The following is a 26594-nucleotide window of genomic DNA, read 5'->3' on the forward strand; positions in this document are numbered from 1 at the left end:
CTTCGCCGGTCGTCCCGGTGGCGGCGGTGGCCGTGGCCGTGGCGGCGGCACCGCGGGCGCCTTCGGTCGTCCCGGAGGCCGTCCGACGCGTGGCCGCAAGTCCAAGCGTCAGCGGCGTCAAGAGTTCGACAACATGCAGGCCCCGGCGATCGGCGGCGTGCAGGCTCCGCGTGGCGGCGGTCAGACGATCCGCCTGTCGCGTGGCGCCTCCCTGGCGGACTTCGCCGACAAGATCGGCGCGAACCCCGCGTCCCTGGTGCAGATCATGCTGCACCTCGGCGAGATGGTGACCGCCACGCAGTCGGTCAACGAGGAGACGCTGCAGCTGCTCGCCGCCGAGCTGGACTACAACCTGCTCGTCGTCAGCCCGGAGGAGGAGGACCGCGAGCTTCTCGAGTCCTTCGACATCGAGTTCGGCGAGGACGAGGGCGACGAGGGCGACCTGGTCGCGCGTCCGCCGGTGGTGACCGTCATGGGTCACGTCGACCACGGTAAGACCAAGCTGCTCGACGCCATCCGGCACACCAACGAGGTCGCGCGCGAGGCGGGTGGCATCACCCAGCACATCGGCGCCTACCAGATCGCCACCGAGCACGAGGGCGAGGACCGGAAGATCACCTTCATCGACACCCCGGGTCACGAGGCGTTCACCGCCATGCGTGCCCGCGGTGCCAAGGTGACCGACATCGCCGTCCTGGTGGTCGCGGCGGACGACGGTGTGAAGCCGCAGACCATCGAGGCGCTCAACCACGCCCAGGCGGCGGACGTGCCGATCGTGGTCGCGGTCAACAAGGTCGACAAGGAGGGCGCCGACCCCAACAAGGTCAGGGCCCAGCTCACCGAGTACGGCCTGGTCGCCGAGGAGTACGGCGGCACCACGATGTTCGTCGACATCTCCGCCAAGAACGGCACCGGCATCGACAACCTGCTCGAGGCCATCCTGCTCACCGCGGACGCCGAGCTCGACCTGCGGGCCAACCCGACGATGGACGCCCAGGGCGTCGCGATCGAGGCGCACCTCGACAAGGGCCGTGGCCCGGTCGCGACCGTGCTGGTCCAGCGCGGCACGCTCAGGGTCGGCGACTCGATCGTCTGTGGCGAGGCCTTCGGCCGCGTCCGGGCGCTGCTCGACGACAACGGCAAGCTGATCGACGAGGCGGACCCGTCGCGTCCGGTGCTGGTCCTCGGTCTGACCGCGGTGCCGGGAGCCGGTGACAACTTCATCGTCGTCACCGACGACCGGATGGCGCGCCAGATCGCCCAGCAGCGGGCGGCTCGCAAGCGCATCGCGGACATGGCCAGGTCCGGCCGCCGCCGCACCCTCGAAGAGCTCTTCAGCGAGATGGAGAAGGGCCAGGTCGACGAGCTCAAGCTCATCATCAAGGGTGACGTCTCCGGTTCGGTCGAGGCTCTCGAGGACGCCCTGCTCAAGATCGACGTCGGCGACGAGGTGCGCCTGCGGGTGCTCCACCGCGCCGTCGGTGCGATCACCGAGTACGACGTCAACCTCGCGGTCGCGGACGACAACGCCGTCATCATCGGTTTCAACGTGCGTCCCGAGGTCAGGGCGCGCGACCTGGCCGAGCGCGAGGGCGTCGACATCCGCTACTACTCGGTCATCTACCAGGCGATCGAGGAGATCGAGGCGGCCCTCAAGGGCATGCTCAAGCCGGAGTTCGAAGAGGTCCAGATGGGCACCGCCGAAGTCCGCGAGGTCTTCAAGGTGCCGAAGATCGGCAACATCGCCGGTGCGCTGGTCCGTTCGGGCACGATCGTCCGCAACAGCAAGGCACGCCTCATCCGTGGTGGTGTCGTCATCTCCGACAACCTCACCGTCTCGTCGCTGCGTCGTTTCAAGGACGACGCGACCGAGGTCCGCGAGGGCTACGAGTGCGGTATCGGTGTCGGCTACAACGACATCAAGCTCGACGACGTCATCGAGACGTTCGAGATGCGGGAGAAGCCGCGCGTCTGATGCTCCGATCCGGCGAGGAGGACCGTTCGCCGGCCGTCGGAACCGCCCACGATGTGGGCGGGGCCTTCGGTCGGCGGGCGGCCTCCGCGCCGTCGGCGCACGGTGACGTCCGTGGCGAGTGACTCAACATGTATGTAGGTGCCCTGACACTGGACATCCTGCTCGGCGACGTTCATTCGCTGAAGCAGAAGCGCTCCGTGGTGCGTCCCATCATCGCCGAGGTGCAGCGACGGTTCCCGGGTGTGGCCGTCGCGGAGACCGGCCATCTGGATCTGCACCGCCGTACCGAGATCGGGATCGCCGTGGTCTCAGCGACCGCCGCCAACTGCGGCGCGGTGCTGGACGACTGCGAGCGCCTGGTCGCCTTCCACCCGGAGATCGAGCTGCTGTCCGCCAGACAGCGGCTCTACAACGAGGACGAGGACTAGCCACAGGACGGCCGGTCGCGGAGTGAGCCTTCGTGTCCGGTCGTTACTGTGAGAAGGGGGGAGCGAATATGGACGCCGCACGCGCACGTAAGATCGCCGACCGGATCCAGCAGGTCGTGGCGGAGATGCTGGAGCGTCGGATCAAGGACCCGAGGCTGGGCTTCGTGACCGTCACCGACGCGCGGATCACCAACGACCTGAGCGAGGCCACGGTGTTCTACACCGTGTTCGGCTCCGAGGCGGAGCGGGCCGACTCCGCGGCGGCGCTGGAGAGCGCCAAGGGGCTCATCCGTTCCGAGGTCGGCCGTCAGACGGGGCTGCGCCACACGCCGACGCTGACCTTCACGCACGACCCGCTCCCCGACAGCGCCCGCCATCTGGACGGCCTGTTCGCCGAGGCCAAGGCCAGGGACGCCGAGATCGCCCGCAAGGCCGAGGGCGCGCAGCACGCCGGGGACGCCGACCCGTACCGCAGGCCGGAAGAGGACGAGGACGGGTTCGAGGACGGCGAAGAGGAGCCGTCTGAGCACGCGGGACGCTCCGCGACGTGACGCCCGACGTGCGTGGTGGAGGCTCGGTTCCAGGTCGTGACTGGGACCGGGCCGTCGGGCTGGTCTCCTCCGCCGACGAGGTCGCGCTGGCCTGCCACATCTCGCCGGACGCCGACGCGCTCGGCTCGATGCTCGCCCTCGGGATGGCGTTGCGCGCGCGGGGCAAGCGGGTCACCGCCTCCTTCGGGGAGCGCAGGTTCAGGGTGCCCCGGCTGCTGCGCTTCCTGCCGGGGCAGGAGCTGCTGGTCGAGCCCGGGGCCTATCCGCCCTCACCCGAGCTGATGATGACGTTCGACGTCCCCATCGCCGACCGGCTCGGCGTCCTGGCCGCGAACGCCGGCAAGGCGCGAGAGCTGGTCGTGGTCGACCACCACGCCTCCAACACCGGGTTCGGCACGCTCAACCTGGTCGACCCCGGCGCGGCGGCCACCGCCGTGCTCGTGGAGGAGCTGCTCGACCGGCTCGGCCTGCCGGTCGACAGGGACGTCGCGACCTGTCTGTACGCCGGGCTGGTCACCGACACAGGTTCGTTCAGGCACTCCTCGACCACCCCCGAGGCGCACGCCATGGCCGCCCGGCTGCTGGCCACGGGGCTGGATCCCGAGGAGATGGCCAGGGAGCTGTGGGACCGCTCCCCGTTCGGCTACCTCAGGGTGCTCGGCGCCGCTCTGGACAGGGTCGAGCTCGACCGCTCCACGGGGCAGGGGCTGGTCTGGACGTTCGTCACCCGGGCCGACCGGGCGGCGTACGGCCTGCCGTACGACGAGCTCGAGGGGATCATCGACGTGGTCAGGCGCACGGACGAGGCGGACGTCGCCGTGGTCCTCAAGGAGGACGACGACGGGGCCTGGCAGGTCTCGACCCGTTCGAAGGGCGGGGTGGACGTCTCGCGCGTCTGCGCCGCGCTGGGCGGCGGCGGACACGCCAAGGCGGCGGGCTTCACCTCCCACCTGCCGGTCGAGCAGACCATGGCGAGCTTCCGCGCCCTGCTGTAGCACCCGCGGAGTCCGCGGCCAGGGCTTCGCGCCGCCACGCGTCCTTCGCCGGGGCGGATGGCCGTCGCCCCGGCGCGGGCTCCCCGGCTCCCGGAGAGCCCGCGCCCGGGTTCCCCGTTCACTTCCACAGCTTCTTTGATGAGGACCTCCCATGAGCACGCCTCGCGCCAAGCGCACCCCGCCGCCGAGCGGACTGATCATCGTGGACAAGCCCGCCGAGTGGACCTCGCACGACGTCGTCGGCAAGATGCGGGGCGTCGCGGGCACCCGGAAGGTCGGTCACGCGGGCACCCTCGACCCGATGGCCACCGGGGTGCTGGTGCTCGGCGTGGAGAAGGCGACCAGGCTGCTGGGCCACCTGGCGCTCACCGAGAAGGGCTACGACGGGACGATCAGGCTCGGCCAGTCGACCAACACCGACGACGCCGAGGGGGAGATCACCGCCTCGGCCTCGGCGGCGGGGGTCGGGGAGGACGACGTCAGGAAGGGCGTCGCCGCCTTGACGGGACGGATCATGCAGATCCCTCCGCAGGTCAGCGCCATCAAGGTGAACGGCGAACGCGCGTACAAGAGGGCGAGGGCGGGTGAGGAGGTCGCCCTCGAGGCGCGTCCTGTGACCGTCTCCGCCTTCGAGGTCACCGAGGTCCGCCGCGAGGGCGACCTGGTCGACGTCGACGTCTCGGTGACCTGCTCCAGCGGCACCTACATCCGGGCGCTGGCCCGTGACCTGGGGGCCGCGCTGGGCGTCGGCGGCCACCTGACCTTCCTGCGGCGCACCCGGGTGGGACCGTACGACCTGTCGACGGCCCGGACGATCGAGCAGCTCTCCGCCGACTGCGTCATCCTGCCGATGGCGGAGGCGGTCGCGGCGGCCTTCCCGCGCCGTGACGTGACCGAGGAGGAGGCGGTCCTCGTCGCGCACGGCGGGCGGCTGCCGTCGCTGCGTCTCGGCAAGGGGCCGATCGGGGTGTTCGGCCCGGACGGCACGCTGCTGGCGCTGGTCGAGGAACAGGGGAGAATCACCAAATCCCTGGCGGTCTTCGTTCCCTGACCCGACGCTTCGCGCGGCGAGATGGTGCTTTATGGTTCATGAACCGAACCATTTAGCGCTGTTAGGAGTGCCTCATGGAGGTGTCCCTCTCCTGTCTGCCCGCCGCCGAGATCACCGCCGACCTGCTCGTCGTGCCGGTGCGCGAGGGGCACGACCCGGGGCTGGGCCTCGGCGGAGTCCTCGAGCAGGTCAGGTTCACCGGCCAGACCGGTGAGGAGCTGTTGCTGCCCCGCAGGGACGGCGACGCCTTCACAGCGGGCGCCGTCCTGCTGGTCGGCGTCGGCGCGGGCGGCGACGAGCACGCGGTACGGCGTGCGATCGGCCGCGTCGCGCCCAGGCTGGCCGACTTCCCCACGGTGGCGATCGCCTTCCCCCACGTTCAGGCGGTCGTCGAGGGCGTGCGCCTGGGCGGCTACCGTTTCGACGGCTACAAGAGCGCGCCGCCGCGGCAGGCGCTGCGAGAGGTGATCGTCCTGGCCGGTGAGGAGGGCGGCGCGGAGCGGGACGGGCTCGCGCGGGCGCGGGTCGTCGCCGACGCGGTGACCTTCGCCAGGGACCTGGTCAACACCCCCGCGGGCGACCTGGTCCCGATGGACCTGGCCGAGCGGGCGCGCGCGATGGCCGAGACCTGCGGCCTCGGCGTGCGGGTGCTGGAGGCGGCGGAGCTCGGGGAGGGTGGTTTCGGCGGGATCCTCGGCGTCGGCGCGGCCAGCGCGAACCCGCCGTGCCTGATCGAGGTGAGCCACCCCGGTGACGGCGTCAGCGGCACGGTCGGCCTGGCGGGCAAGGGCATCACCTTCGACTCCGGCGGGCTGGCCATCAAGAGCCTCAAGGGGATGTCCACCATGAAGTGCGACATGGCGGGAGGCGCGACCATGCTCGCGGTCGTCCAGGCGGCCGCCCGCCTCGGGCTGCCGGTCGGGGTCACCGCCGTGGTGCCCGCGGCGGAGAACATGGTCAGCGGGACGGCGACCCGTCCGGGGGACGTGCTGACGCACCGCAACGGGCGCACGACCGAGGTGACCGACACCGACAGCGAGGGCCGCCTCGTGCTGGCCGACGCGCTCGCCTACCTGGCCGAGGGCTCTCCCGACGTGCTGATCGACGCGGCCACGCTGACGTATTCGGTGATGCACGCGCTCGGCGAGGAGGTCACCGGGGTGCTCGGCAGCGACGGGGAGCTGGTCGGCGAGCTGGTGGCGGCCGGCGCGCGGGCCGGGGAGCCGATGTGGGAGCTGCCGCTCTGGGAGCCGTACGCCGAGCGTCTCAGGTCCGAGGTGGCCGACGCCAAGAACGAGGGCGGCAGTTTCGCGGACGCGACGATCGCCGCGCTGTTCCTGCGTCCCTTCACCGCGGGCCTGCCCTGGGCGCACCTGGACTTCGCCGCGACCGCCTACCGCGACAGGGCGACCGACCTGGGGCCCGCAGGGGCGACGGGTGTGATGGTCCGCACGCTGATCGGCTATCTGGAGTCCCGTTCCGGGGCCTGAGCCGTACGCGGGCGGCCCGGGGCTCTCCTGGACCGCCCGCGCCCAAGGCCCGGCCCCCGGCGGCCTCGGCGGGTCGCCTGCCGGGTCTTCCTGCCGTGTGTCAGCCGGACGGGCGTCCCTGGGCGCGTCCGAGCATGGCGCGCATCATGTCCGAGGTGAGGGTGAAGTGCTCCTCGGCCAGGGAGCCCGCCTGCTCGGCGTCGCCCGCCTCGATGGCCTCGTAGATCTTCCTGTGCTCGATCAGCGCCCGCTGGTAGTCCTCGGGGTCGTCCTCCCCGTACGGTTCGACGGGGAAGCCCAGGCTCACCCGCGTCAGCATGTCCCTGCTCAACTCGACGATCTTCGGATTGCCCGTCGAGGCCAGCACGGCGGCGTGGAAGGCGGCGTCCGCGGCCTGCTCCTCGCCCAGCGTGCGCGCCCTGGCGTAGCCGTCCAGCGCCACGCGCATCGCGGCCAGGTCCTCCTCGGTACGACGCAGCGCCGCGGCCCGCGCGACCATCCCCTCGACCAGGCAGCGCAGGTCGAACAGCTGCTCCAGCTCGGGCCAGCGGGGCAGGAGCGTCCGGCGCACCGCGGAGGCCGTCGCCTCGGTCCAGCTCGTCCTGACGTACGCGCCGCCGGTCCGGCCGCGTTTGATCTCCACGATGCCGACGGCCTGGAGTCTGCCGATGGCCTCGCGGACCGTCGCGCGGCTCACGTCCAGGATCGAGGCGAGCTCGCGCTCTCCGGGGAGCCGCTCGCCGGGCAGGTAGTCGCCTGTCGCGACGGCGGTCATCAGCCGGTCGGCCACCTCGGTGGCCACCGAGTGCACCCTGACGGGGCCGAGGGCTGCGGGCCGGGGGGCGCCGTCCAGCACCTGGTTCAGCATGCGGGAGAGGTCGTCGGTGGTCGGGGGGGTCGCGTCGGGGGGCACACCCGGCACGTTACACAACCTGGTGATCCTATAAAAGGTATTATGTTCAGGCCATTAATCCTTAATATGTCTACAAGCGGACATTCGCCGCATCTGGCGGCATGCTTCCCCCTTGCTGTATGGAGGATCGCGGTGGCCACCCCTGAACCGACCACCCAGGGCTTCGCCCCCTTCGGAGAGTGGCGGACCTGGTATCGCGTCACCGGCGACCTGACCGCGGGCAGGGCCGCGGGCGGTGTGGCGGACAAGGCCCCGCTCGTCGTGCTGCACGGCGACGTGCCCAGCCCGATCGACCGGCCGACCGGCTGTTCCCTCCGTCCCCGCTGCCCGATCGCCCAGGAGCGCTGCCGGGTGGAACGCCCGGCGCTGAGCCGTGTCGGCGGACGTCAGGTGGCCTGCCGCTTTCCAATGCGCTCCCCGATTGGAGCCGAAGCCGGGGAGCATGGCAGGCTTTAGGGGTCGATCCGCTACAACGGGAAGAGGTCGCGGTGCGAGCCTGGCACGGATTGGACGACGTGCCCGAAGACTGGGGCAGGTCCGTCGTCACGATCGGCGTCTTCGACGGGGTTCACCAGGGGCACCAGCAGATGGTGGCCAGGGCCGTCTCGATGGCGGGGGAGCTCGGGCTCCCCTCCGTGGTCGTGACCTTCGACCCGCATCCGGAGGAGGTCGTGCGGCCCGGCACGCATCCGCCGAGGCTGACGACGGCCAGGCACCGCACCGAGCTGCTCGCCGGTCTCGGCGTGGACGCGGTCTGCGTGCTGCCGTTCACGCTGGAGTTCTCCCGGATGAGCCCGGACGAGTTCGTGCAGACCGTGCTGGTCGACCGGCTGCACGCGGCGGGGGTCGTCGTGGGGGAGAACTTCCGTTTCGGCCACAAGGCGTCCGGTGACGTCGAGACGTTGCAGACCCTCGGTGAGAAGTACGACTTCGTGGCGGAGGCGGTCCCCCTGGTGAGCAACGGCGACACCATCTCCTCCACCCTCATCCGCGAACGGCTCGCCGCCGGCGACATGGAGGCCGTCGCCGTCGCGCTCGGCCGTCCGCACCGGGTCGAGGGCGTGGTCGTGCGCGGCTACCAGCGCGGCAGGCAGCTCGGCTTCCCGACGGCCAACGTGGAGTCGCCGGAGTTCACCGCGATCCCCGCGGACGGTGTGTACGCCGGCTGGCTGCAGGGCGTCTCCAACGGCAACCTCCCGGCCGTCTACGGCGGCCATCGCTGGCCCGCCGCCATCTCCGTGGGCACGAACCCCACCTTCGAGGGGGTGCCCCGCACCGTCGAGGCCTACGCCCTCGACCGCGACGACCTCGACCTCTACGGCGCCCACGTGGCGGTGGACTTCGGGCGCAGGCTCCGCGCCAACCTCAGGTTCGACTCGATCGAGGCGCTCATCGCGCAGATGCACGCGGACGTCGACGAGGCCCGCCGCCTCACCTCCTGAACCTCCGCTCCCGCCGCGGGGCGCGTCCGCCCGCCCTGCCGCCCGCCCCGCCGCACGCGGGGTCCACGCCCGGCGCGCCCGCGACGATTCGCCCGCGTCGCGGAGCGTCCTCGCCGATGTGCGAGTTTCTGAGGCCTGATGGTAATCTGGCGTGTCAGCTCTGTAACCGGTGGTGTCGAAGCCCCGGCGCTGATCCCGCCACGGCGACTGTAGGCACGCACGGTCGTTCGGGCATCTGAAGATCCGCGTGCCCGTAGAGTCCAAGGAGAGATGTGTCGCTCGACACCGCCGCCAAGAAGCAGATCATCGGTGAGTACGCCAAGGGTGAGACCGACACCGGTTCCCCCGAGGTGCAGATCGCGCTGCTGAGCAAGCGCATCAGCGAGCTCACCGAGCACCTGAAGCTGCACAAGCACGACCACCACAGCCGTCGCGGGCTGCTGCTGCTCGTCGGCCGCCGCCGCAGGCTGCTGAAGTACCTCCAGAGCAAGGACATCGAGCGTTACCGTTCGCTCATCGAGCGGCTGGGTCTGCGCCGATAAAATTGTGAGGGAGCGGCGGCCGCGCCGCTCCCTCATCTCATACGGGGTGTCGGCGCGTCGCGCCGTCAAGACACGTCCCGATGAGCAAACTGAATAGCCGAGACAGTGCCCCGCGTCCGCACAGCAAGCGCGCCCCACGGCGTCGGAGGGCCGGTCCTCGGTAGTGGCCCCCGGTCATCATGGCTTCAGCCATACGGAACCGGGCGCTTCGATCGAAGACCGGCGCTGCACCTACGGGGAGCCGGCAAGCAGACGACTCAGGCGCGAGACGCGTGCCTGAGTGGACGCGGGCGACCGACCACAAGGAGGTCCCCCGTGGAGGGTGTCCACAGCAGTGAAGCCGTCATCGACAACGGCTCCTTCGGTACGCGCACCATCCGGTTCGAGACCGGGCGGCTCGCGCGCCAGGCGGCGGGTTCGGCCGTCGTCTACCTCGACGACGAGACGATGATCCTGTCGGCGACCACGGCGTCCAAGAGCCCCAAGGAGAACTTCGACTTCTTCCCGCTCACGGTGGACGTCGAGGAGCGCATGTACGCCGCGGGCCGCATCCCCGGCTCGTTCTTCCGGCGTGAGGGCCGTCCCTCCGAGGACGCCATCCTCACCTGCCGCCTCATCGACAGGCCGCTGCGCCCCTCGTTCGTCAAGGGGCTGCGCAACGAGATCCAGGTTGTCGCCACCATCATGGCGCTCAACCCCGACCACCTCTACGACGTGGTCGCGATCAACGCCGCGTCCCTGTCGACCCAGCTCGCCGGGCTGCCCTTCTCCGGGCCGATCGGCGGCGTGCGCGTCGCCCTGATCGAGGGCCAGTGGGTCGCCTTCCCGACCCACTCCGAGCTGGAGAACGCCACCTTCGACATGGTGGTCGCGGGCCGCGTCCTCGACGACGGCGACGTCGCGATCATGATGGTCGAGGCCGAGTCCACCCGTGACACGCTCAAGCTCATCGGGGAGGGCGCCGTCGCGCCGACCGAGGAGACCGTGGCGCAGGGCCTGGAGGCGTCCAAGCCGTTCATCAAGGTGCTCTGCGAGGCGCAGTCCAAGATCGCCAAGGTGGCGGCGAAGGAGACCCGCGAGTACCCCGTGTTCCTCGACTACCAGGACGACGTCCTGGAGGCCGTGACCAACGCGGTCAAGAGCGAGCTCGCCGCCGCGCTGACCATCGCGGCCAAGCAGGAGCGCGAGACCGAGCTCGACCGCGTCAAGGCGCTGGCGGCCGAGAAGGTCGCCCCCGACTTCGAGGGCCGCGAGAAGGAGATCGGCGCCGCGTTCCGGTCGCTGACCAAGAAGCTCATGCGCGAGCGGGTCATCTCCGAGGGCGTCCGCATCGACGGCCGGGGCGTCAAGGACATCCGTCAGCTCAACGCCGAGGTCCACGTCGTGCCCCGCGTGCACGGCTCGGCCCTGTTCGAGCGCGGCGAGACCCAGATCCTGGGCATCACCACCCTCAACATGCTCCGCATGGAGCAGATGATCGACACGCTCAACCCCGAGCGCACCAAGCGCTACATGCACAACTACAACTTCCCGCCCTACTCCACCGGGGAGACGGGCCGGGTCGGCTCGCCCAAGCGCCGCGAGATCGGCCACGGCGCGCTCGCCGAGCGGGCGCTCCTGCCGGTCCTGCCGACCCGCGAGGAGTTCCCCTACGCCATCCGCCAGGTGTCGGAGGCGCTGGGCTCCAACGGCTCGACCTCCATGGGCTCGGTCTGCGCCTCGACCATGTCGCTGCTCGACGCCGGAGTCCCCCTCAAGGGCATCGTCGCGGGCATCGCGATGGGCCTCATCAACGAGGGCGACCAGTACGTCACGCTGACCGACATCCTCGGCGCCGAGGACGCCATGGGCGACATGGACTTCAAGGTCGCGGGCACCAAGGACGTCATCACCGCCCTCCAGCTCGACACCAAGCTCGACGGCATCCCCGCCTCGGTCCTGGCCGCCGCGCTGAAGCAGGCGAAGGGCGCGCGCCTGGCCATCATCGACGTGATGCAGGAGGCCATCGACTCCCCGGCGGAGATGAACGCGACGGCTCCGCGCATCATCACGATCAAGGTCCCGGTCGACAAGATCGGCGAGGTCATCGGCCCGAAGGGCAAGATGATCAACCAGATCCAGGACGACACCGGCGCCGAGATCACGATCGAGGACGACGGAACCATCTACATCGGCGCCACCGACGGCCCGTCCGCCGAGGCGGCCAGGTCGGCGATCAACGCCATCGCCAACCCGCACATGCCGGAGGTCGGCGAGCGCTACCTGGGCACGGTCGTCAAGATCGCCGCCTTCGGCGCCTTCGTCTCCCTCATGCCGGGCAAGGACGGCCTCCTGCACGTCTCCCAGATCCGCAAGCTGCACGGCGGCAAGCGCATCGAGAACGTCGAGGACGTCATGAACGTCGGTGAGAAGGTCCAGGTGGAGATCGCCGAGATCGACTCGCGCGGCAAGCTCTCCCTGGTCCCCGTCGAGGTCATCGAGAAGGAGGCCGCGGCCAAGGCCGAGAGCGGCGCGGCCGAGGAGGAGCCGCAGGCTCCTGCCGAGGAGCGTCCCCGCGAGGAGTCGCGGCCCCGCCGCACCCGCACCCGCAGCAGCAGCGGCGGCGGCGGTGGCGCGAGCCGCGGGGGAGAAGACCGCAACTCGTGATCACCACCACTCTGCACCCCGGCAAAGACGGTGCCGGGGTCGTGCGGCGCACCGTCCTCCCCGGTGGCCTCCGGGTGGTGACCGAGTCCATGCCGACCGTGCGTTCCGTCGCGGTCGGCATGTGGGTCGGCATCGGATCGAGGGACGAGGCCCCCGAGCACACGGGGGCCTCCCACTTCCTTGAGCACCTGCTGTTCAAGGGCACCCCCACGCGGGACGCGCTGGAGATCTCCGCGGCGATCGAGGGCATCGGCGGTGAGATCAACGCCTTCACCGCCAAGGAGTACACCTGCTACTACGCGCGGGTCCTCGACGAGGACCTGCCGCTGGCGGTCGACGTCCTCGCCGACGTGATCACCTCCTCGCTCATCACTGCCGAGGACGTCGAGGCCGAGCGCGGCGTGATCCTCGAGGAGATCGCCATGCACGACGACGATCCCTCGGACGTGGTGCACGAGCAGTTCTCCGCTGCCCTGTACGGCGACACGCCCGTCGGCCGCCCCATCCTCGGCACGGTCGACTCGATCAAGGCGCTGTCACGCGACCGGATCGCGGAGTACTACCGCCGTTACTACCTGCCCTCGCACACGGTCGTGGCCGTCGCGGGCAACGTCGATCACGAGCGGGTGGTCGAGCTGGTGGCGACCGCCTACGAGCGGGCGGGCGCGCTGGGCGGCGACGAGCAGCCCATCGAGCCTCGGCTCGGCGGCGCGGAGGTCCCCTACCTGTCCGGCGTCACGGTGCTCGACCGGGCGACGGAGCAGGCGAACCTGGTGCTGGGCACCGCCGCCCTGTCGCGCAACGACGACCGTCGTTTCGCGCTGGGCGTGCTCAACGCCGTGTTCGGCGGAGGCATGTCGTCCCGGCTGTTCCAGGAGATCCGGGAGAAGCGCGGGCTGGCCTACTCCGCCTACAGCTACACCTCGGCCTACTCCGACACCGGCCAGTTCGGCATCTACGTCGGCTGCCTGCCGCCGAAGATCGACGAGGTCCTCAAGGTGGCGCGGGCCGAGCTGGCCCAGCTGATCGCGCACGGCATCACCGAGGAGGAGATCGTCCTCGGCAAGGGACAGATGCGAGGCGGTCTCGTGCTCGGTCTCGAGGACACCGGGTCGCGGATGTCCAGGCTGGGCAAGAGCGAGCTGGTGCACGAGAAGCTGATGTCGGTCGACGAGGTGCTCGGCAGGATCGAGGCCGTCACCCTCGAGGAGATCCAGACCGTGGGCAGGGACATCCTGACACGACCCATGACCCTGGCGGTCGTGGGTCCCTACGGTGACAGGGACTTCTCCTCGGCACTGGAGTGAGAACGCCGTAGCCAGGCGCAGCCGGGGAGCCGGGGCCGTGCGGACCATCCGCACGGCCCCGGCTCTCCGCGTTCTCACGGGTCGCGCCCGCGGTGTTCCCGCCGCCACCGGCTGATCCGCGCTCTCACGTCGCGCGTCGTGTTCCGCGGTGCCGGCAGGCGACCTACGACGGCGCAGCGACAGAGGGTTGCGTCGGGTTCCCCGGTCCAGGTGAGGATAGGCTGGCCGGGTGATCAGGGTTGGAGTTCTCGGCGCCAGAGGGCGCGTGGGCATCGAAGTGTGCAAGGCCGTCGAGGCGGCGGAGGATCTTGAGCTGGTCGCGGCCGTCGACAGGGACGACCCGATCGAGGAGCTCGAGGGCTGCGAGGTGGTGGTCGACTTCACCCACCCCGGCGTGGTCATGAACAATATCGAGTGGTGCGTCTCCCACGGCATCCACGCCGTGGTCGGAACGACCGGCTTCGACGCCGAGCGCCTGGCCGCGGTGCGCGGCATGCTCGACGCCAACCCCGGCGTCAACGTGCTGATCGCCCCCAACTTCGGCATCGCGGCGGTGCTGATGATGCACTTCGCCCAGCAGGCCGCCCGCTACTTCGACTCCGCCGAGATCGTCGAGCTGCACCACCCGAACAAGGCGGACGCGCCCTCGGGGACCGCCCGCCGTACGGCGGAGCTGATCGCCGACGCGCGGCGCAAGGCCGGGGCGGGGCCCATGCCCGACGCGACCAGCGCGGAGCTGGAGGGCGCGCGGGGAGCCGACGTGGACGGCGTCCACGTGCACGCCGTACGGCTGGCCGGGCTGATCGCCCACCAGGAGGTGATCATGGGCGGCGACGGGGAGATCCTCACCATCCGCCACGACACCATGAACCGCGCCTCGTTCACGCCGGGCGTGCTGCTGGGCGTGCGCAGGATCGGGGAGATCCCGGGCCTGACCGTCGGCCTGGAGCACCTGCTGGACCTGTGAGCCCGCGGGCCTGAGACGCCCGCCGGATTCGCCGGGCCGGGCCGTTCCCGGGCCGCTGTATGCTCCGCTTCCATGACAGACACCCACTCTCCGTCCTCGGACGAGGTCCGCTGGGCGGAGCCGGGGGAGCTCGCGGGACTCGTGGCGGTCGAGACCGCGGCCGACGGGATGTTCGCCCAGGTGGGGATCACCTTTCCGGCCGGGACCACGATGGTCGAGGAGACCGACGACCCGTCGCGCGTGCTGGTCGCGGGGGATCCGCCGGTTGGGTTCGCCATGATCGGCTGGGTGGACGGCCACGTCCATCTCGACCAGCTCGCGGTCCGTCCCGACCGCGGTCGGCGGGGCGTCGGCAGCGTTCTGCTGGAGGCGGTCTGCGACCACGCGGCCTCCACAGGGGCGGCGGCCGTGACACTGACGACCTTCCGGGACGTGCCCTGGAACGCGCCGTGGTACGCCCGGCGCGGCTTCGCCGTGCTCGGGGAGGAGGAGTGGGGACCCGAGCTGGCCGCGCTGGTGGTCCACGAGCGGGAGCTGGGCATCGAGCTCGCCCCCAGGGTCGTGATGCGCAGGATCCTTTGACCCTGTGACGCGGAGGGCGCGTCGTTCCGGTTCGGGAGAGCCTGGCCGGTGCCGGTGCCGGTGCCGGTGCCGGTGCCGGTGCCGGTGCCGGTGGCTCGGCGGGCCTGACCCGCACCGGCCCGCTACGACGGAAGGCGCAGGGTGAACGTCGTGCGGACCCCCGGCACGCTGGCGACCGTGGCCGTGCCACCGTGCGCCTCGGCCAGGTTGCGCACGATGGCGAGCCCGAGCCCGCTGCCGCCGGTCCGGCGGCTGCGGGACTTCTCCGCCCGCCAGAACCGGTCGAAGACGTGGGGAAGGTGCTCGGCGCGGATCCCGATCCCCGTGTCGGTCACCTCGACGACGACCTGGTCGCCGTCCTGGCGGGCGCCCAGCGTGATGTGCCCGCCGCGTGGCGTGTAGCGCAGGGAGTTGGTCACCAGGTTGCCGACGGCCTGGCGGAGTCGTACCGGATCCGCGGTCAGCAGGGGGTCGCCGACGACCGCGCTGGTCAGCGTGAGCCCTGCGGCCTCGGCCCGGCCTCGGTGGGCGGTCGTCACCTGGTCGAGAAGGTCGCCGAGGTGGACGGGTTCGAGGTGCAGACGGAGCTTGCCCGCGTCGGCGAGGGCGAGCTCCTGAAGGTCGTCGACGATGTGCTGCAGGAGCAGGATCTCCTCGACCAGTGAGGCGATCAGCGCGGGGTCCAGTTCGGCGACGCCGTCCTGGGCGGCCTCCAGCCAGCCCCTGAGGTTGCTCAGCGGTGTGCGCAGCTCGTGGGAGACGTCGCTGACCATGGCCTTGCGTTGCTCCTCCATGCGGTGGAGGTGTTCCGACATCTCGTTGAAGGCCGTGGCGAGCTCGCTGATCTCGCCGGTGGTCCTGACCGTGACGCGGGCGGAGCTGTCCCCGTCGCGCATCCGCCGCGCGGCGTGGGTGAGCGCGTTGACGGGCCCGACCAGGCGCCTGGCCGCCATGACGCTCACGCCCACGGTCAGCACGAGCACGAGGAAGGCGGCGCCGGCGATCGAGGACAGCGGGATGCGCTGGCCGGTGGCCTCGGTGGGGGAGCCGATGTACAGGTATGCCGCGGGGGCGACGTAGGGGTCGAGTTGTTCTCTGCGGGCGGTGACGACGCAGGAGGAGATCCTCTGGTCGGGTGCGGCGACCGGCGGCGTCGGCTGTTTCTCCCCGGAGACCCAGGTGAAGTCGAGACCGACCGAGCCCTTTTCTGTGCCCTTGTCCTTGAGGCACCTGCTGACCAGGAGGTTGAGGTGTCTCAACGCGGCTTTCTCGGTACGCGTCGGGGCGCTGAAGGGGGTGGCGTCGCAGACGCCGACAACGGCGGGGGCCGGAGCCGGCGTCGGGCTCGTCTGCCGAGCGACCCCCTGGCTGAGCGGTGTGACGAGGGGCCTGCCGGTGTTCGAGACGGTCACCTGTACGGTCTGCCCGGTGCGGCCCAGGCAGGCGGCGTAGGCGTCGGCGGCCTTCCTCAGCCGGACGCGATCGCGGGCGGACAGCAGGAAAGGACCCGTCGCGCGGGGATCGATACGGTCCTTGGCCGCCCCCGGCACCAGGGTCACATCCACGGCCAGCGGGTCGACGACGGCCGACACCCTGGCGGGCAGTGGGGTCCCGGCGGTCGCCGAGTCCGCGATGAGGGCGCCGTTCTCGGTGGCCAGCGCGATGCGGCGGCCGTTCTGGGCGGCGAGGTCGCGCAGGGTGGCGGCGACGCCCGACCAGTTCGGGTGGCGGGAGGCGTAGCCGAGCAGACTGTCGTTGATCCGGGCGTCGCTGGCCAGCGTCTGGCCCTGCTCGCGCTGGATGGCGCCGGAGGTGCTGCTGGCGGCCAGCCACGCGGTCGCCGTGATCGAGCAGACCGCCACGACAGCCGAACTCGTGAGCAGCCTGACGAACAACGACCTCATGCGCGGGTCAGTTTGTAGCCGACGCCGTACACGGTCAGCAGCCGGACCGGGCGGCGCGGATCAGGCTCGATCTTCCTGCGCAGGTTCATCACGTGCACGTCGACCGTGCGTTCGGTGATGAACCTGTCGAAGCCGTGGATGCGCTCCAGCAACTGCTGCCTGGTGAACACCCGTTCCGGCTCGGCGGCCAGCGCCTCGATGATCCGGAACTCCGCGAGCGTGCAGTCCACCGGCGTGTCCGCCGCGGTGACGGTGTGCCTGACCGGGTCCACAAGGAGATCGCCCGCCTGGAACACCCGCCGATCGGCGTCCTGGGACTTCCCGCTACGGCGCAGCAGGGTCCGCACGCGGGCCATCAGCTCACGCGGGCTGTACGGCTTGGCGACGTAGTCGTCAGCGCCGAGGTCGAGCCCCAGCAGCAGATCGTCCTCGGTGGACCTGGCGGTCACCATCAGGATCGGCAGGTCGGACTCGGCGCGCAGCACCCGGCAGACGTCCAGCCCGTCAACCTTCGGCATCATCACGTCGAGCACCACGAGGGCGGGATTCGCCCGCCTCGCCTCGTCGATCGCGGAACGCCCGTCGTGCACGACGACGACCTCGTGGCCCTCCCGCTCCAGGTACCGCCTGAGCAGTTCGGCCTGTTTGGGGTCGTCCTCGGCGACCAGCACGTACGCGCACATGGGCTGAGGCTATGCCCTTGTCAGGGGTGCACATGGGATCCGCACGACAACCAAACAGGTTCCAAACATTCTGCCGTCAGGCTGCGGCAGGTGAGAACCAACCTGCTTCGTACGGCTGCCGCGACGGCACTCGCCCTCCTGCTGACCGGCTGCGTGGGCAGCGCGAGCGGCGCCGGCAGCGTGAACGGCGCCGTACGGCCCGAGTCGGTGACCGCCGCCAGTTCGAAGATCGCGACCGTCAGGGGATCTCGGATCACGGTCTACGGAAACAGGGGAGGGGGATCGCGCAGGACGATCACGAGCCCCAACGACTACGGCGTGGCGCGTGTCTTCCTGGTGGAACGCGACGAGGGCGAGTGGCTCCAGGTGCTGCTGCCGATCCGGCCGAACGGCAGCAAGGGCTGGATCAAGGCCGCCGACGTGACGCTCGCGGAGACCTCCTATCGGGTGGAGATCGATCGCGGGGCGTTCAGGTTCACGGTCTATGACGGCGACAGGGCCGTCAGGACGGGCAGGGTCGCGACGGGCGAGGCGGGCACGCCGACACCTCCAGGTCGTTACTTCTTCACCGAGCTGGTGAGGCCCGCCGACCAGGGCGGGGCCTACGGCGCCTACGCCTTCGGGCTGAGCGGCTTCTCGCCGGTGCTGAAGAGCTTCGCCGGCGGCCCAGGCCAGCTGGCGATCCACGGGACGAACAAGCCCTCCGCCATCGGCACGCGCGCCAGTCACGGCTGCGTCCGGATCGGCAACGACGACATCACCTGGATGGCGAAGAACCTGGCGATCGGCACTCCGGTCGTCGTACGGGGCTGAGGCCCGACATGAATGAGAAGGGGAACCCTATGAAGATCAAGTCCATGCTCACCGGCATCGGCGCGGCGCTGGTCCTGGCTGCGGGCCTCGCGGGCTTCGCGGGCACGGCCGCGGCCGAGCCCAAGCCCGTGAAGCCGTCCGCCAGCCCCGCCCCGGTGCCGGCCGAGGACCGGCCCACGGCCAAGTCGACGGCGGGTCCGGAGGAGCCCGTCGTCGTCAGGCCGGCCTACACCGGCTGATCGCGGTGCGGCCGCAGGCCTCGGGCCCGCGGCCGCGCCTTGGCACCCACGGCCCCGCCGTGAGACGCGCCACCCGGTGGGGAGCCGGCCGGTTCTGGGGCCCGGCCGGCTCCCCACCGGCCACGGGGCGGATAGCATCGCTGGCGTGAGCCGGTTCCGAGATGAGTTGTGGCAGGTGGTCGACGGTGTCTACGGCCAGATCCTGGCTCACCCGTTTCTCACGGGGCTGACCGACGGGACACTCCCGCGGGAGGTCTTCCGCCGTTTCGTGGTGCAGGAGACCCACTTCCTGCCGGACTACGCCCGGGCGCTGGCGGCGTGCGGGGTGAAGGCCGCCGATCCGGCCGCGCTCCAGCGGTTCGCCGGGGACGCCGCGCGCACGGTCGAGGTCGAGCACAGCCTGCACGTCGAGCTGCTGGCCGCCTTCGGCATGGACGAGGACGACGCGCGCCGCGAGGGCGCGACCCCGACCACCGTCGGCTACGCCTCCTACCTGCTGCGCGCCTGCCACCTGGGCGCCTTCCCCGAGGCGCTGGGCGCCATCGTGCCCTGCTACTGGATCTACGCCAGGGTCGGCGAGGCGCTGCTGAAGCAGTCGTCGCCCGATCCGCTGTACGCCTGGTGGATCGAGACCTACGGCGGCGAGCACTACCAGGAGACCGTCGCAGGGGTGCTCGACCTGCTCGACGACGTCGCCGCGACGCTTCCTCCGGCCGACAGGGAAAGGCTGTGCGAGCACGCGCTGACCACCGCTCGCTACGAGTGGCTGTTCTGGGACGCGGCGTGGCGGCGGGAGTCATGGCCGATCTGAGCTGCGGCTAACCTACTGGTATGCGCCTGCGGGACCTGTGCCAGGTCGATCACCTGGGACTGAAGGTCCTCACCGGTCACGATCTGCTCGATCGCCGGGTCCGTGGCATCACGACCACCGACCTCATCGAGCCGGGTCGTTTCCTCAAGCCCGCCGAGCTCGTCCTCACCGAGCTGACCTGGCACGAAGGCCCCGGCTCCGCCAGGCGGTTCGTGGCCGCGCTGGTCGAGGCCAAGGCGGCCGCGCTCTGTTCGGGCACCGCGCTCAAGGTCCCGCCCGCCGACCTCGTCGACGCCTGCGCGGAGGCCGGGCTGCCGATGCTCGCGCTGGGGGTCGAGGTCTCCTTCGGCTCGCTCACCGAATACGTGCTGCGCGCCCTGATCGAGGAGTTCGGCTCCGCCCCGAGCAGGCCGTACGGCCCCCGCAGAAGGCTGGCCAGCACGCTCGTGGACGGCGGCAGCCTGAGCAAGGTCGTCACCACGGTCGCGGGGGAGCTGGACGTGCCCTGCTGGGTGATGTCGGCCACGGGGCGGGTGGTCGTCGGCTCGCAGCCGCTGCCCGAGGGGGCCGGCGGGCGGCTGGCGCACGCGTTCCTGTCCGCTCGTTTCCTCCCCGGCACGGCCCCGCAACCCGACGGCACCGTGCTGTCGGTGTTCCCGGTCAGCAGGGGGGCGCCCCACCGGATCGCCAACTGGTTCCTGGCCTACGCGGGCGAGCAGGTGCGGGCGGGGGGCGAGCACGAGGACCTGATCGTCGAACTGGCCGCCCTGGTGGCGCTGGAGCGCTCCCGTCTGGAGGCGGCGCAGCGCATCGAGCGCCGGGTGCTGGACCAGCTGCTCGCCCTGCTCGCCTCCGGCGACGCCAACCTGCCCGGTGTGGTCTCCCGGCTGCACACCCTGCACATCGAGACCGAGGACGGCCTGCTGGCCGTGGCGCTCGCGGTCGAGGGGGCCGAACGGGCCGACGAGGTGGGCGTCGCCGTGCTCGACGAGCTGCTGCGGCCGCTGGCGCCCGGCGTGGCGACCGCCGTCGGCGCGCAGGCCGTCGCGCTGGTCCCGCTGGCGGGCAACACCGCCGACGAGCTGACCGCTCATCTGCTGGCCGGGGCCGCCACGCTGGAGGCGGGTCTCGGCCAGGCCCGGATCACGATCGGCGTCAGCAGCGTGACCAGGGGGCCGGCCGCGCTGAGCAGCCTGATCGAGGAGGCCAGGCACGCCCGCACGCTGGCGGAGCTGGGCGAGGGCCGGGTCTCCGCGATCACCGGGGCCGACGTCAGCTCGCACCGCTCACTGATCGCCGCTATTCCGGGGGAGCTGCGGCGTTCGTTCAGGACGCGGCTGCTGGGCCCGCTGGAGGAGTACGACACGGCCCACCAGACGGGTCTGCTGGAGACGCTGGAGACCTTCCTCGAGGAGTCGGGCTCCTGGGCGGCGACCGCCGACCGGCTGCACGTCCACGTCAACACGTTGCGCTACCGGTTGAAGCGGATCGAGGAGCTGACCGGCAGGTCCCTCAACGCCCTCGACGAACGCGTCGACTTCCTCCTGGCCCTCAGGATGCGCTAGTCGCGGTGACCGCATGCCTTCACCGGGTTCATGGTGTCTCTGCGCGCCGGTACGGCGAGTGCCGACACGGGCGTGCCCGGCGCCTTCGAACGGCGCGCACCCGGTGAACGTTCCCGGTCACAGCACCAGGGCCGTTGTGCGGCTCGGTCACCATCCGCGCAACATGCCCCGGGGTGGTGACTCAGGGCACCGTCGCCCATGATCGTGTCGGCGCGGGCGTCGCCCAGGGGCGTCACCGGGGGTCGGCGATCTCTTCGGGGGGCAGGGCGGCGAGCGCCTGGAGGGCGCGCAGGAAGCCGCGCCGGTCCTCGTCGGGGAGGCGCGCCAGCAGGCGTTCCTCCTTGCTCTGGATGCCCGCCTGCGCGGAGTCGCGCACGCGACGGCCTTCGGCGGTCAGCGACAGGAGACGGACGCGCCGGTCGGTGGGGTCGGGGGTCCGCTCGATGAGGCCCCTGCGCTGCAGGTCGTCGAGGAACCCGATGATGCGGGTCTTGTCCGCGCCGATGGACTCCGCGAGCGCGGCCTGGGTCCGCAACGGCCGTTCGTCCAGGGCGAGCAGGACCGCGTAGGCCCACATCGACAGGCCGTGCTCGCGCAGCACGGGCAGCTCGGCGTCGATCAGCGCCCGGCTCAGCGGGATGATCATCGCAGCCAGGTCGGGACGATCGGTCACGGCATCCCATTATATGGATTGACCGATAATAAGCTCATATAGATAATCTGCATGAGCTTATCAATTGGGAGATCACTCATGGACATCAGGGAACTGAACCGGCGGGCGGTGCGCGCCAGCGTGGACGTGGTCGCCAAGGTGACGGCCGAGGACCTCGGCAGGCCGACGCCGTGCGAGGGCTGGACGCTGGCCGACCTGCTCGCTCACATGATCGCCCAGCACCGCGGCTTCGCGGCCGCGGCACGGGGAACCGGGGCCGATCCGGAGGCCTGGCGGGTCCGGCCGGTCGGAGACGACGCCGTCTCGGTCTACACCGAGGCCGCCGAACAGGTGCTGGAGGCGTTCGCGGAGGAGGGCGTGCCGGATCGCGTGTTCACGCTGCCCGAGTTCGCGCAGCCCGGGTCCGGCCGGGAGCCGACGTTCCCCGGGACGCATGCCGTCGGCTTCCACTTCATCGACTATCTGGTGCACGCCTGGGACGTCGCCCGGTCGCTCGACGTCGACTTCGCGCCGGACCCGGAGCTGGTCGAGGCGGCCTGGCCGATCGCGCTGGCGGTTCCCGACGACGAGCGCCGCCTCAGGCCGGGGGCCGCCTTCCGGCCGAGCGTGGCCGTTCCGCAGGACGCCTCCTCCTTCGACCGGATCCTCGCCCTGCTCGGCCGCGCCGTCGCCTGAGACGCGTCCAGGGCCGCCCGCCCGCCGCCTCCCCGGGGCACACGGGGTCCCCGCGGCCAGAAAGCACGCGAAAGCCCCCGGGAGGTCCGGGGGCTTTCGAGGCTTTCGAGGGCGGCGGGCTCAGCGGGCGGCGGGCTCAGCGGGCGGCGTAGGCGTCCAGTTCGGCCAGGTAGGCGTCCTTCACGTGGCGGGGAAGCCAGGTGATCTCGAAGGCGTTGCGCTCCAGCTGCACGAGGTCCTCGCGGGAGAGCGAGAGCGCGTCGGCGAGGGCGACCAGGTTCTCCTGGACGTAGCCGGCGAAGTAGGCCGGATCGTCGGAGTTGACGGTGACGCGCAGGCCGAGGTCGAGCATGCGGCGGATGGCGTCGGCCTTCATCGAGTCGGTCACGTAGCCGTTGGAGATCGGGCACACGGTCAGGCCGAGCCCCCTGGCGCGGATCGCCTCGACGAGCGCCGGGTCCTCCAGGGAGTTGACGCCGTGGTCGATGCGGTCGACGCCGATCTCCTCGATGGCCTGACGGATGTGCTCGGTCGAGTTCTCCTGGTCGACGTCGCAGTGCATCGTCAGCAGGTAGCCCTCCTGCCGGGCCCGCTCGTAGACGGCCTTGAACTTGACCGGCGGGTTGCCCTTCTCGTCGGAGTCGAGGCCGACGCCCACGATCCACTCACGGTAGGGCAGGGACGAAAGCAGCGTCGCCATGGCGTACTCCGCCTGGAAGTCGCGCAGGAAGCACATGATGAGCTGCGCCTTGATCCCGAGCCGGTTCTCGGCGTCGATCAGCGCGCGGCGCAGGCCGCGGATCACGATGTCGAACGGCACGCCGCGCGAGGTGTGGGCCTGCGGGTCGAAGAAGATCTCCGCGTAGCGGACGTTCTGCGAGGCGGCCTTGCGCAGGTAGGCCATGGCCAGGTCGTAGAAGTCGGGCTCGGTGCGGAGCACGTCCATGCCCTCGTAGTAGATCTTCAGGAACGAGGGCAGGTCGTCGAACGAGTAGGCGGCCCTGATCTCCTCGACGGAGGCGTAGGGCAGCTCGATGCCGTTGCGTTCGGCGAGCTCGAACTTGAGCTCCGGTTCCAGGGTGCCCTCGATGTGCAGGTGGAGCTCGCACTTGGGCAGCCCCGCGATGAAGTCCGTCATGCTCGGCTCCAGGAGAGAATCGGGTCGACGACCTCGAGCTTGACGCAGTCGACGAGACCGAGGTCGGTGATGGCGTAGTCGGGAATCGCGGTGATCGACAGGAAGAAGAGGTACATCAGCGGCGCGGGCAGCGCGCAGCCCAGCTCGCGGGCCAGGTCGTCCAGCCTGCTCTCGGCCTCCGCCATCTCCCGCGCGGGCAGGTCGGAGACGATGCCGCCGACAGGCAGCGGCAGCAGTTGCAGGACCTCGCCGTCCACGACGACGACCTGGCCGCCGCCCGCCCTGACGACCTCGTTGACGGCGATCGCCATGTCGGAGCGGGACGCGCCGACGCAGATGACGTTGTTGTCGTCGGGGGCGGCGCTGGTCGCGATCGCGCCCCTGGTGATGCCGAAGCCGTTGACCAGGGCGACCGGCCTGTTGGCGGTCTTGCCGTACCGCTCGACGACGGTGATGTAGAGCGCGTCCTGTTCCACCGAGGGTTCCACGATCCCGTCGGTGACGGGGAGGGTGACGTCGTGCCGCTTGCGGACGAAGACCTGCTCCGGGCTCATCCTCATGGCCAGCGCGGTGACCGTGGCGGCGCCCTCCGGGGCGCGCAGCACGATGTCGTCCGCGGTCAGCTCGGCGACGGGGAAGGGGCGCACCGTGCCCCGGGAGGGCGGCGTGGAAGGCGTGATCATGGCGTTGTCCCTGGCGACCAGCGTGCCGCCCGCCACGACCTCGCGCACCCGGAAGTCCGCCAGGTCGTCCACGATCAGCACGTCGGCGAACCGCCCGGGGGCGATGCTGCCGACCAGGTGGTCGATCCGGTACATCTCCGCGCAGTTGACCGTGGCCATCTGGATGGCGGTCACCGGGTCGACGCCCGCCTTGATCGCCATCCGGACCAGTTTGTCCATATGCCCTCCGGCGAGCACGTCGGCGGCGTGCACGTCGTCGGTGCAGAAGGCCACCCGGCGCGCGCCCACCTGGGAGACGATCTTGATGTTCTCCTCGAGGAAGTGGGCGACGCTGGACTCACGCACAATGGCGTAGATGCCCCGGCGGAGCTTCTCCAACGCCTCCTCGGCCGAGTACGACTCGTGGTCCAGGCGGATCCCGGCCGCGGCGAGGCCGCTGATCCGGCGCGGGTCCGACAGCGGGGCGCAGCCGAAGACGGGCAGCCGACGCCGCTCGGCCAGGTCGAGCGCCTCCATGACGGCCTCGTCGCCGTGTTCGACGAACTCCTGCACGGTCTCCCAGATGCCGACGCACTCGGGCCACTCGTGGGCCTGGCGGTGCTCGGCGGGGCCGAAGGCGTGCCCGACGGTGGACTCGGGGACCGTGTAGGGGGCCTTGGCGGGCGCGCCCCACCAGACGCGCATGCCGGTGGCCGCCGCCTCGTCCAGGAAGCCCCGCACGCCGGGCAGGCCGTCGACCACGAGGATCTGGTCCAGTCCCGAGACGACGCTGGTGGTGCCGTACGGGACGACCAGGTCGGCGAAGCTCGTCACGGAGAGCTTGCTGCACTCGATGTGCAGGTGGCCGTCGATCAGGCCGGGGACGAGGTGGCCGCCCCGGGCATCGATGATCTTCGTCTCGGGGCCTCGGGGGAGGTCGGGGCCGACGACGGCGATCCGGGCGCCGCTGATCCCGATCTCGGCCGGGTAGGTCTCGCCGGTCAGGACGTTGACCAGGGTTCCGTTGGTGATGATCGTGTCGGCGGGACGCCGTCCGTATGCGACGTCGAGCAGGGTGCGGTCGACCATTTTCTCTGCCGGCCTTTCCGGTCGGGGCCTGTCAGGCGGGGACGGGGACGGGGACGGGACGGCGGTCGAGCGCGGCGTACACCAGGCCGGCCACGACGAAGCCCGCGAAGATGCTGAAGTCGGAGCCGCCGGTCGCCTGGGAGATCGGCCCGGTGAAGGCCGTCGAGTTGATCCAGAGCGCCGCCGCGACCATGCCCGCGACCTGCGCGACGATGCCGTTCCAGCGGATGCCGCCGCTGCCGTGGTAGGGGCCGCCGTCGGCGAACAGTCCTTCCGCGTCGTAGGAGCCCCCGCGCCTGCGCCAGTCGGTCAGGTAGATGCCCGCCCACGGCGCCAGCCAGAGGATCAGCAGGCCGAGGAAGGTGTTGAGCATCGTGTTGAAGGAGTCGGAGAACACCGCGACGCAGGTGATCGCGACACAGATCACCAGGTCGAGCACCACCGCGGCCGACCGGTTCATCCTGATCCCCGACGCCTGGAGGTTCAGGCCCGAGGAGTAGAGGTCGGTGGTGTTCACCGCGAACAGCGTGACGATCGCCAGCACCAGGTAGGGGACGACGAACCAGGAGGGCAGCGCGCCGGGCAGCCCGGAGATCGGGTCGCCGGCGTCCTTGACCACGGTGGCGACGGCCGCGCCGAGGGTCATCAGCAGGATGTACGGCACCAGCCCGCCGAGCGCCGCGTAGCCGAAGACGGCCTTCCTGCTGGAGGCCGCGGGCAGGTAGCGCGAGTAGTCGCTGCCCAGCGGGGCCCACGAGAGGCCGCCGCACGACATGACCAGCGCCACCGCGACGGTGAACGTGGCGAAGTCGGCGCCGCCGCTCGAGGCGAGCTGCACCTTCGGACCGATGAGCGCGGCCATGACGGCGAACATCGCGACGAACACCCAGGTGAAGTACTTCTGCGCCCTCATCACGGCGGCGTGCCCGATGAGCGGCAGGACGAGCTGGATCAGCGCCGCGACGACGATCACGCCGATCTTCAGGCCCGCGCTCTGGTCGGTGATCCCGGCCTGGTCGAGCAGGGCCAGCGAGGCGAAGGTGATCAGCACCATGCCGCCCGCCTCGAAGCCGACCATGTTGACCCAGCCGAAGAAGCTGAGCACCCGCGCGCCCTTCGGCCCGAACGCGGCGCGGGAGATCGCCATCGTGGAGGTGCCGACCGCCGGTCCCTGCAGGCTGGTCAGGCCGACCAGCGGGAAGGACAGCAGGTTGCCGATCACGATGGCCAGGACGGCCTGCGGGAAGCTCAGCCCGAGGGAGACGACGACGGTGCCGTAGACCAGGGTGAAGACGCCCAGCGTTGTGCCGGTCCAGAGGAAGAGCAGATCACGCGGTCTGCCGTACCTCTCCGACGGCGAGACCAGCTCGATCCCGCGTTGCTCGACCGCCACGACGCCTCCACCTCTGCCTTGGACATTCACGTTCAGTGAACCAAACAGGAAGGAGTGGAC

Annotated in this window: 25 protein-coding genes; 18 read left to right on the forward strand and 7 right to left on the reverse strand. The window is 70.9% G+C overall.

Annotated elements, in window-relative coordinates; translation table 11 throughout:
• The 6 genes from infB to PKF00_RS13605 all read left to right on the forward strand — a co-directional run.
• Nucleotides 1-1975: translation initiation factor IF-2 (gene infB, locus PKF00_RS13580; protein ID WP_271217835.1), on the forward strand; the 1975-nt coding region annotated here is incomplete at its 5' end.
• A 128-nt stretch (nucleotides 1976-2103) separates the two neighbouring features.
• Nucleotides 2104-2403 (forward strand): DUF503 domain-containing protein, encoded by a 300-nt coding sequence (locus PKF00_RS13585; RefSeq protein WP_271217836.1) that lies wholly within the window; start codon nucleotides 2104-2106, stop codon nucleotides 2401-2403.
• 68 nt (nucleotides 2404-2471) lie between these two features.
• Complete coding sequence (gene rbfA, locus PKF00_RS13590; RefSeq protein WP_271217837.1) at nucleotides 2472-2954, forward strand: 30S ribosome-binding factor RbfA; 483 nt, start codon at nucleotides 2472-2474, stop codon at nucleotides 2952-2954.
• Nucleotides 2951-3949: a DHH family phosphoesterase gene (locus PKF00_RS13595; protein WP_271217838.1), complete on the forward strand. Its 999-nt coding sequence runs from the start codon at nucleotides 2951-2953 to the stop codon at nucleotides 3947-3949. The genes rbfA and PKF00_RS13595 overlap by 4 nt, the downstream gene beginning before the upstream one ends.
• Nucleotides 3950-4100: 151 nt before the next feature.
• Nucleotides 4101-5000, forward strand: coding sequence for a tRNA pseudouridine(55) synthase TruB (gene truB / locus PKF00_RS13600; RefSeq protein ID WP_271217839.1), 900 nt, complete (start codon nucleotides 4101-4103; stop codon nucleotides 4998-5000).
• Between the two features lie 74 nt (nucleotides 5001-5074).
• On the forward strand, nucleotides 5075-6490 hold the full coding sequence (locus PKF00_RS13605) for a leucyl aminopeptidase (RefSeq protein WP_271217840.1): 1416 nt from the start codon (nucleotides 5075-5077) through the stop codon (nucleotides 6488-6490).
• 100 nt (nucleotides 6491-6590) lie between these two features.
• On the opposite strand, the gene PKF00_RS13610 is transcribed toward PKF00_RS13605, so the two are convergent.
• A complete protein-coding gene (locus PKF00_RS13610; RefSeq protein ID WP_271217841.1) occupies nucleotides 6591-7403 on the reverse strand; it encodes a FadR/GntR family transcriptional regulator in 813 nt (270 codons plus the stop codon).
• A 132-nt stretch (nucleotides 7404-7535) separates the two neighbouring features.
• Here PKF00_RS13610 and PKF00_RS13615 point away from each other — a divergent pair, with 132 nt between their 5' ends.
• From PKF00_RS13615 to PKF00_RS13645, 7 genes are all read left to right on the forward strand, one after another.
• Nucleotides 7536-7859, forward strand: a complete 324-nt coding sequence (locus PKF00_RS13615; RefSeq protein WP_271217842.1) for an oligopeptide/dipeptide ABC transporter ATP-binding protein — start codon at nucleotides 7536-7538, stop codon at nucleotides 7857-7859.
• Nucleotides 7860-7891: 32 nt separating this feature from the next.
• Nucleotides 7892-8845 carry a bifunctional riboflavin kinase/FAD synthetase gene (locus tag PKF00_RS13620; protein WP_271217843.1) on the forward strand — a complete coding sequence of 318 codons (954 nt, stop codon included), beginning with the start codon at nucleotides 7892-7894 and terminating at the stop codon, nucleotides 8843-8845.
• A 272-nt stretch (nucleotides 8846-9117) separates the two neighbouring features.
• Complete coding sequence (gene rpsO, locus PKF00_RS13625; RefSeq protein WP_271217844.1) at nucleotides 9118-9387, forward strand: 30S ribosomal protein S15; 270 nt, start codon at nucleotides 9118-9120, stop codon at nucleotides 9385-9387.
• A 315-nt stretch (nucleotides 9388-9702) separates the two neighbouring features.
• The gene (locus PKF00_RS13630; RefSeq protein ID WP_271217845.1) at nucleotides 9703-12033 is read left to right on the forward strand and encodes a polyribonucleotide nucleotidyltransferase; all 2331 of its coding nucleotides are present in this window, start codon (nucleotides 9703-9705) and stop codon (nucleotides 12031-12033) included.
• On the forward strand, nucleotides 12033-13340 hold the full coding sequence (locus PKF00_RS13635) for a M16 family metallopeptidase (protein ID WP_271218144.1): 1308 nt from the start codon (nucleotides 12033-12035) through the stop codon (nucleotides 13338-13340). Before PKF00_RS13630 ends, PKF00_RS13635 begins: the two co-directional genes overlap by 1 nt.
• 229 nt (nucleotides 13341-13569) lie before the next feature.
• On the forward strand, nucleotides 13570-14307 hold the full coding sequence (dapB, locus tag PKF00_RS13640; RefSeq protein WP_271217846.1) for a 4-hydroxy-tetrahydrodipicolinate reductase: 738 nt from the start codon (nucleotides 13570-13572) through the stop codon (nucleotides 14305-14307).
• Nucleotides 14308-14379: 72 nt separating this feature from the next.
• Nucleotides 14380-14889 (forward strand): GNAT family N-acetyltransferase, encoded by a 510-nt coding sequence (locus tag PKF00_RS13645; protein ID WP_271217847.1) that lies wholly within the window; start codon nucleotides 14380-14382, stop codon nucleotides 14887-14889.
• A gap of 122 nt (nucleotides 14890-15011) precedes the next feature.
• Here the strand turns inward: PKF00_RS13645 and PKF00_RS13650 are convergent, their stop codons facing one another.
• Nucleotides 15012-16793 carry a sensor histidine kinase gene (locus tag PKF00_RS13650; RefSeq protein WP_271217848.1) on the reverse strand — a complete coding sequence of 594 codons (1782 nt, stop codon included), beginning with the start codon at nucleotides 16791-16793 and terminating at the stop codon, nucleotides 15012-15014.
• The gene (locus PKF00_RS13655) at nucleotides 16790-17476 is read right to left on the reverse strand and encodes a response regulator transcription factor (protein WP_271217849.1); all 687 of its coding nucleotides are present in this window, start codon (nucleotides 17474-17476) and stop codon (nucleotides 16790-16792) included. Before PKF00_RS13655 ends, PKF00_RS13650 begins: the two co-directional genes overlap by 4 nt.
• A gap of 90 nt (nucleotides 17477-17566) precedes the next feature.
• Here PKF00_RS13655 and PKF00_RS13660 point away from each other — a divergent pair, with 90 nt between their 5' ends.
• The 4 genes from PKF00_RS13660 to PKF00_RS13675 all read left to right on the forward strand — a co-directional run bounded on the left by PKF00_RS13660 (nucleotide 17567) and on the right by PKF00_RS13675 (nucleotide 20904).
• Nucleotides 17567-18289: a L,D-transpeptidase gene (locus tag PKF00_RS13660; protein WP_271217850.1), complete on the forward strand. Its 723-nt coding sequence runs from the start codon at nucleotides 17567-17569 to the stop codon at nucleotides 18287-18289.
• Nucleotides 18290-18318: 29 nt separating this feature from the next.
• Complete coding sequence (locus PKF00_RS13665) at nucleotides 18319-18528, forward strand: hypothetical protein (protein WP_271217851.1); 210 nt, start codon at nucleotides 18319-18321, stop codon at nucleotides 18526-18528.
• Between the two features lie 145 nt (nucleotides 18529-18673).
• Nucleotides 18674-19339: a thiaminase II gene (gene tenA / locus PKF00_RS13670; protein WP_271217852.1), complete on the forward strand. Its 666-nt coding sequence runs from the start codon at nucleotides 18674-18676 to the stop codon at nucleotides 19337-19339.
• A gap of 20 nt (nucleotides 19340-19359) precedes the next feature.
• A complete protein-coding gene (locus PKF00_RS13675) occupies nucleotides 19360-20904 on the forward strand; it encodes a PucR family transcriptional regulator (protein ID WP_271217853.1) in 1545 nt (514 codons plus the stop codon).
• A gap of 232 nt (nucleotides 20905-21136) precedes the next feature.
• Here PKF00_RS13675 and PKF00_RS13680 read toward each other — a convergent pair whose 3' ends face one another.
• Nucleotides 21137-21577 (reverse strand): MarR family winged helix-turn-helix transcriptional regulator, encoded by a 441-nt coding sequence (locus tag PKF00_RS13680; protein ID WP_271217854.1) that lies wholly within the window; start codon nucleotides 21575-21577, stop codon nucleotides 21137-21139.
• A gap of 78 nt (nucleotides 21578-21655) precedes the next feature.
• On the opposite strand from PKF00_RS13680, the gene PKF00_RS13685 reads away from it, so the two are divergent.
• Nucleotides 21656-22252 (forward strand): TIGR03086 family metal-binding protein, encoded by a 597-nt coding sequence (locus tag PKF00_RS13685; RefSeq protein WP_271217855.1) that lies wholly within the window; start codon nucleotides 21656-21658, stop codon nucleotides 22250-22252.
• A 136-nt stretch (nucleotides 22253-22388) separates the two neighbouring features.
• On the opposite strand, the gene PKF00_RS13690 is transcribed toward PKF00_RS13685, so the two are convergent.
• From PKF00_RS13690 to PKF00_RS13700, 3 genes are read right to left on the reverse strand one after another with little or no spacing between them, the layout of a single operon-like run.
• Nucleotides 22389-23390 carry an adenosine deaminase gene (locus PKF00_RS13690; protein ID WP_271217856.1) on the reverse strand — a complete coding sequence of 334 codons (1002 nt, stop codon included), beginning with the start codon at nucleotides 23388-23390 and terminating at the stop codon, nucleotides 22389-22391.
• Nucleotides 23387-25141, reverse strand: a complete 1755-nt coding sequence (locus PKF00_RS13695; protein ID WP_271217857.1) for an adenine deaminase C-terminal domain-containing protein — start codon at nucleotides 25139-25141, stop codon at nucleotides 23387-23389. The genes PKF00_RS13690 and PKF00_RS13695 overlap by 4 nt, the downstream gene beginning before the upstream one ends.
• Before the next feature lie 31 nt (nucleotides 25142-25172).
• Complete coding sequence (locus PKF00_RS13700; RefSeq protein WP_271217858.1) at nucleotides 25173-26534, reverse strand: purine-cytosine permease family protein; 1362 nt, start codon at nucleotides 26532-26534, stop codon at nucleotides 25173-25175.
• Between the last annotated feature and the right edge of the window lie 60 nt (nucleotides 26535-26594).

The organism is Streptosporangium carneum, assembly GCF_027922005.1.
GTDB classification, from domain to species: Bacteria; Actinomycetota; Actinomycetes; order Streptosporangiales; family Streptosporangiaceae; genus Streptosporangium; species Streptosporangium carneum.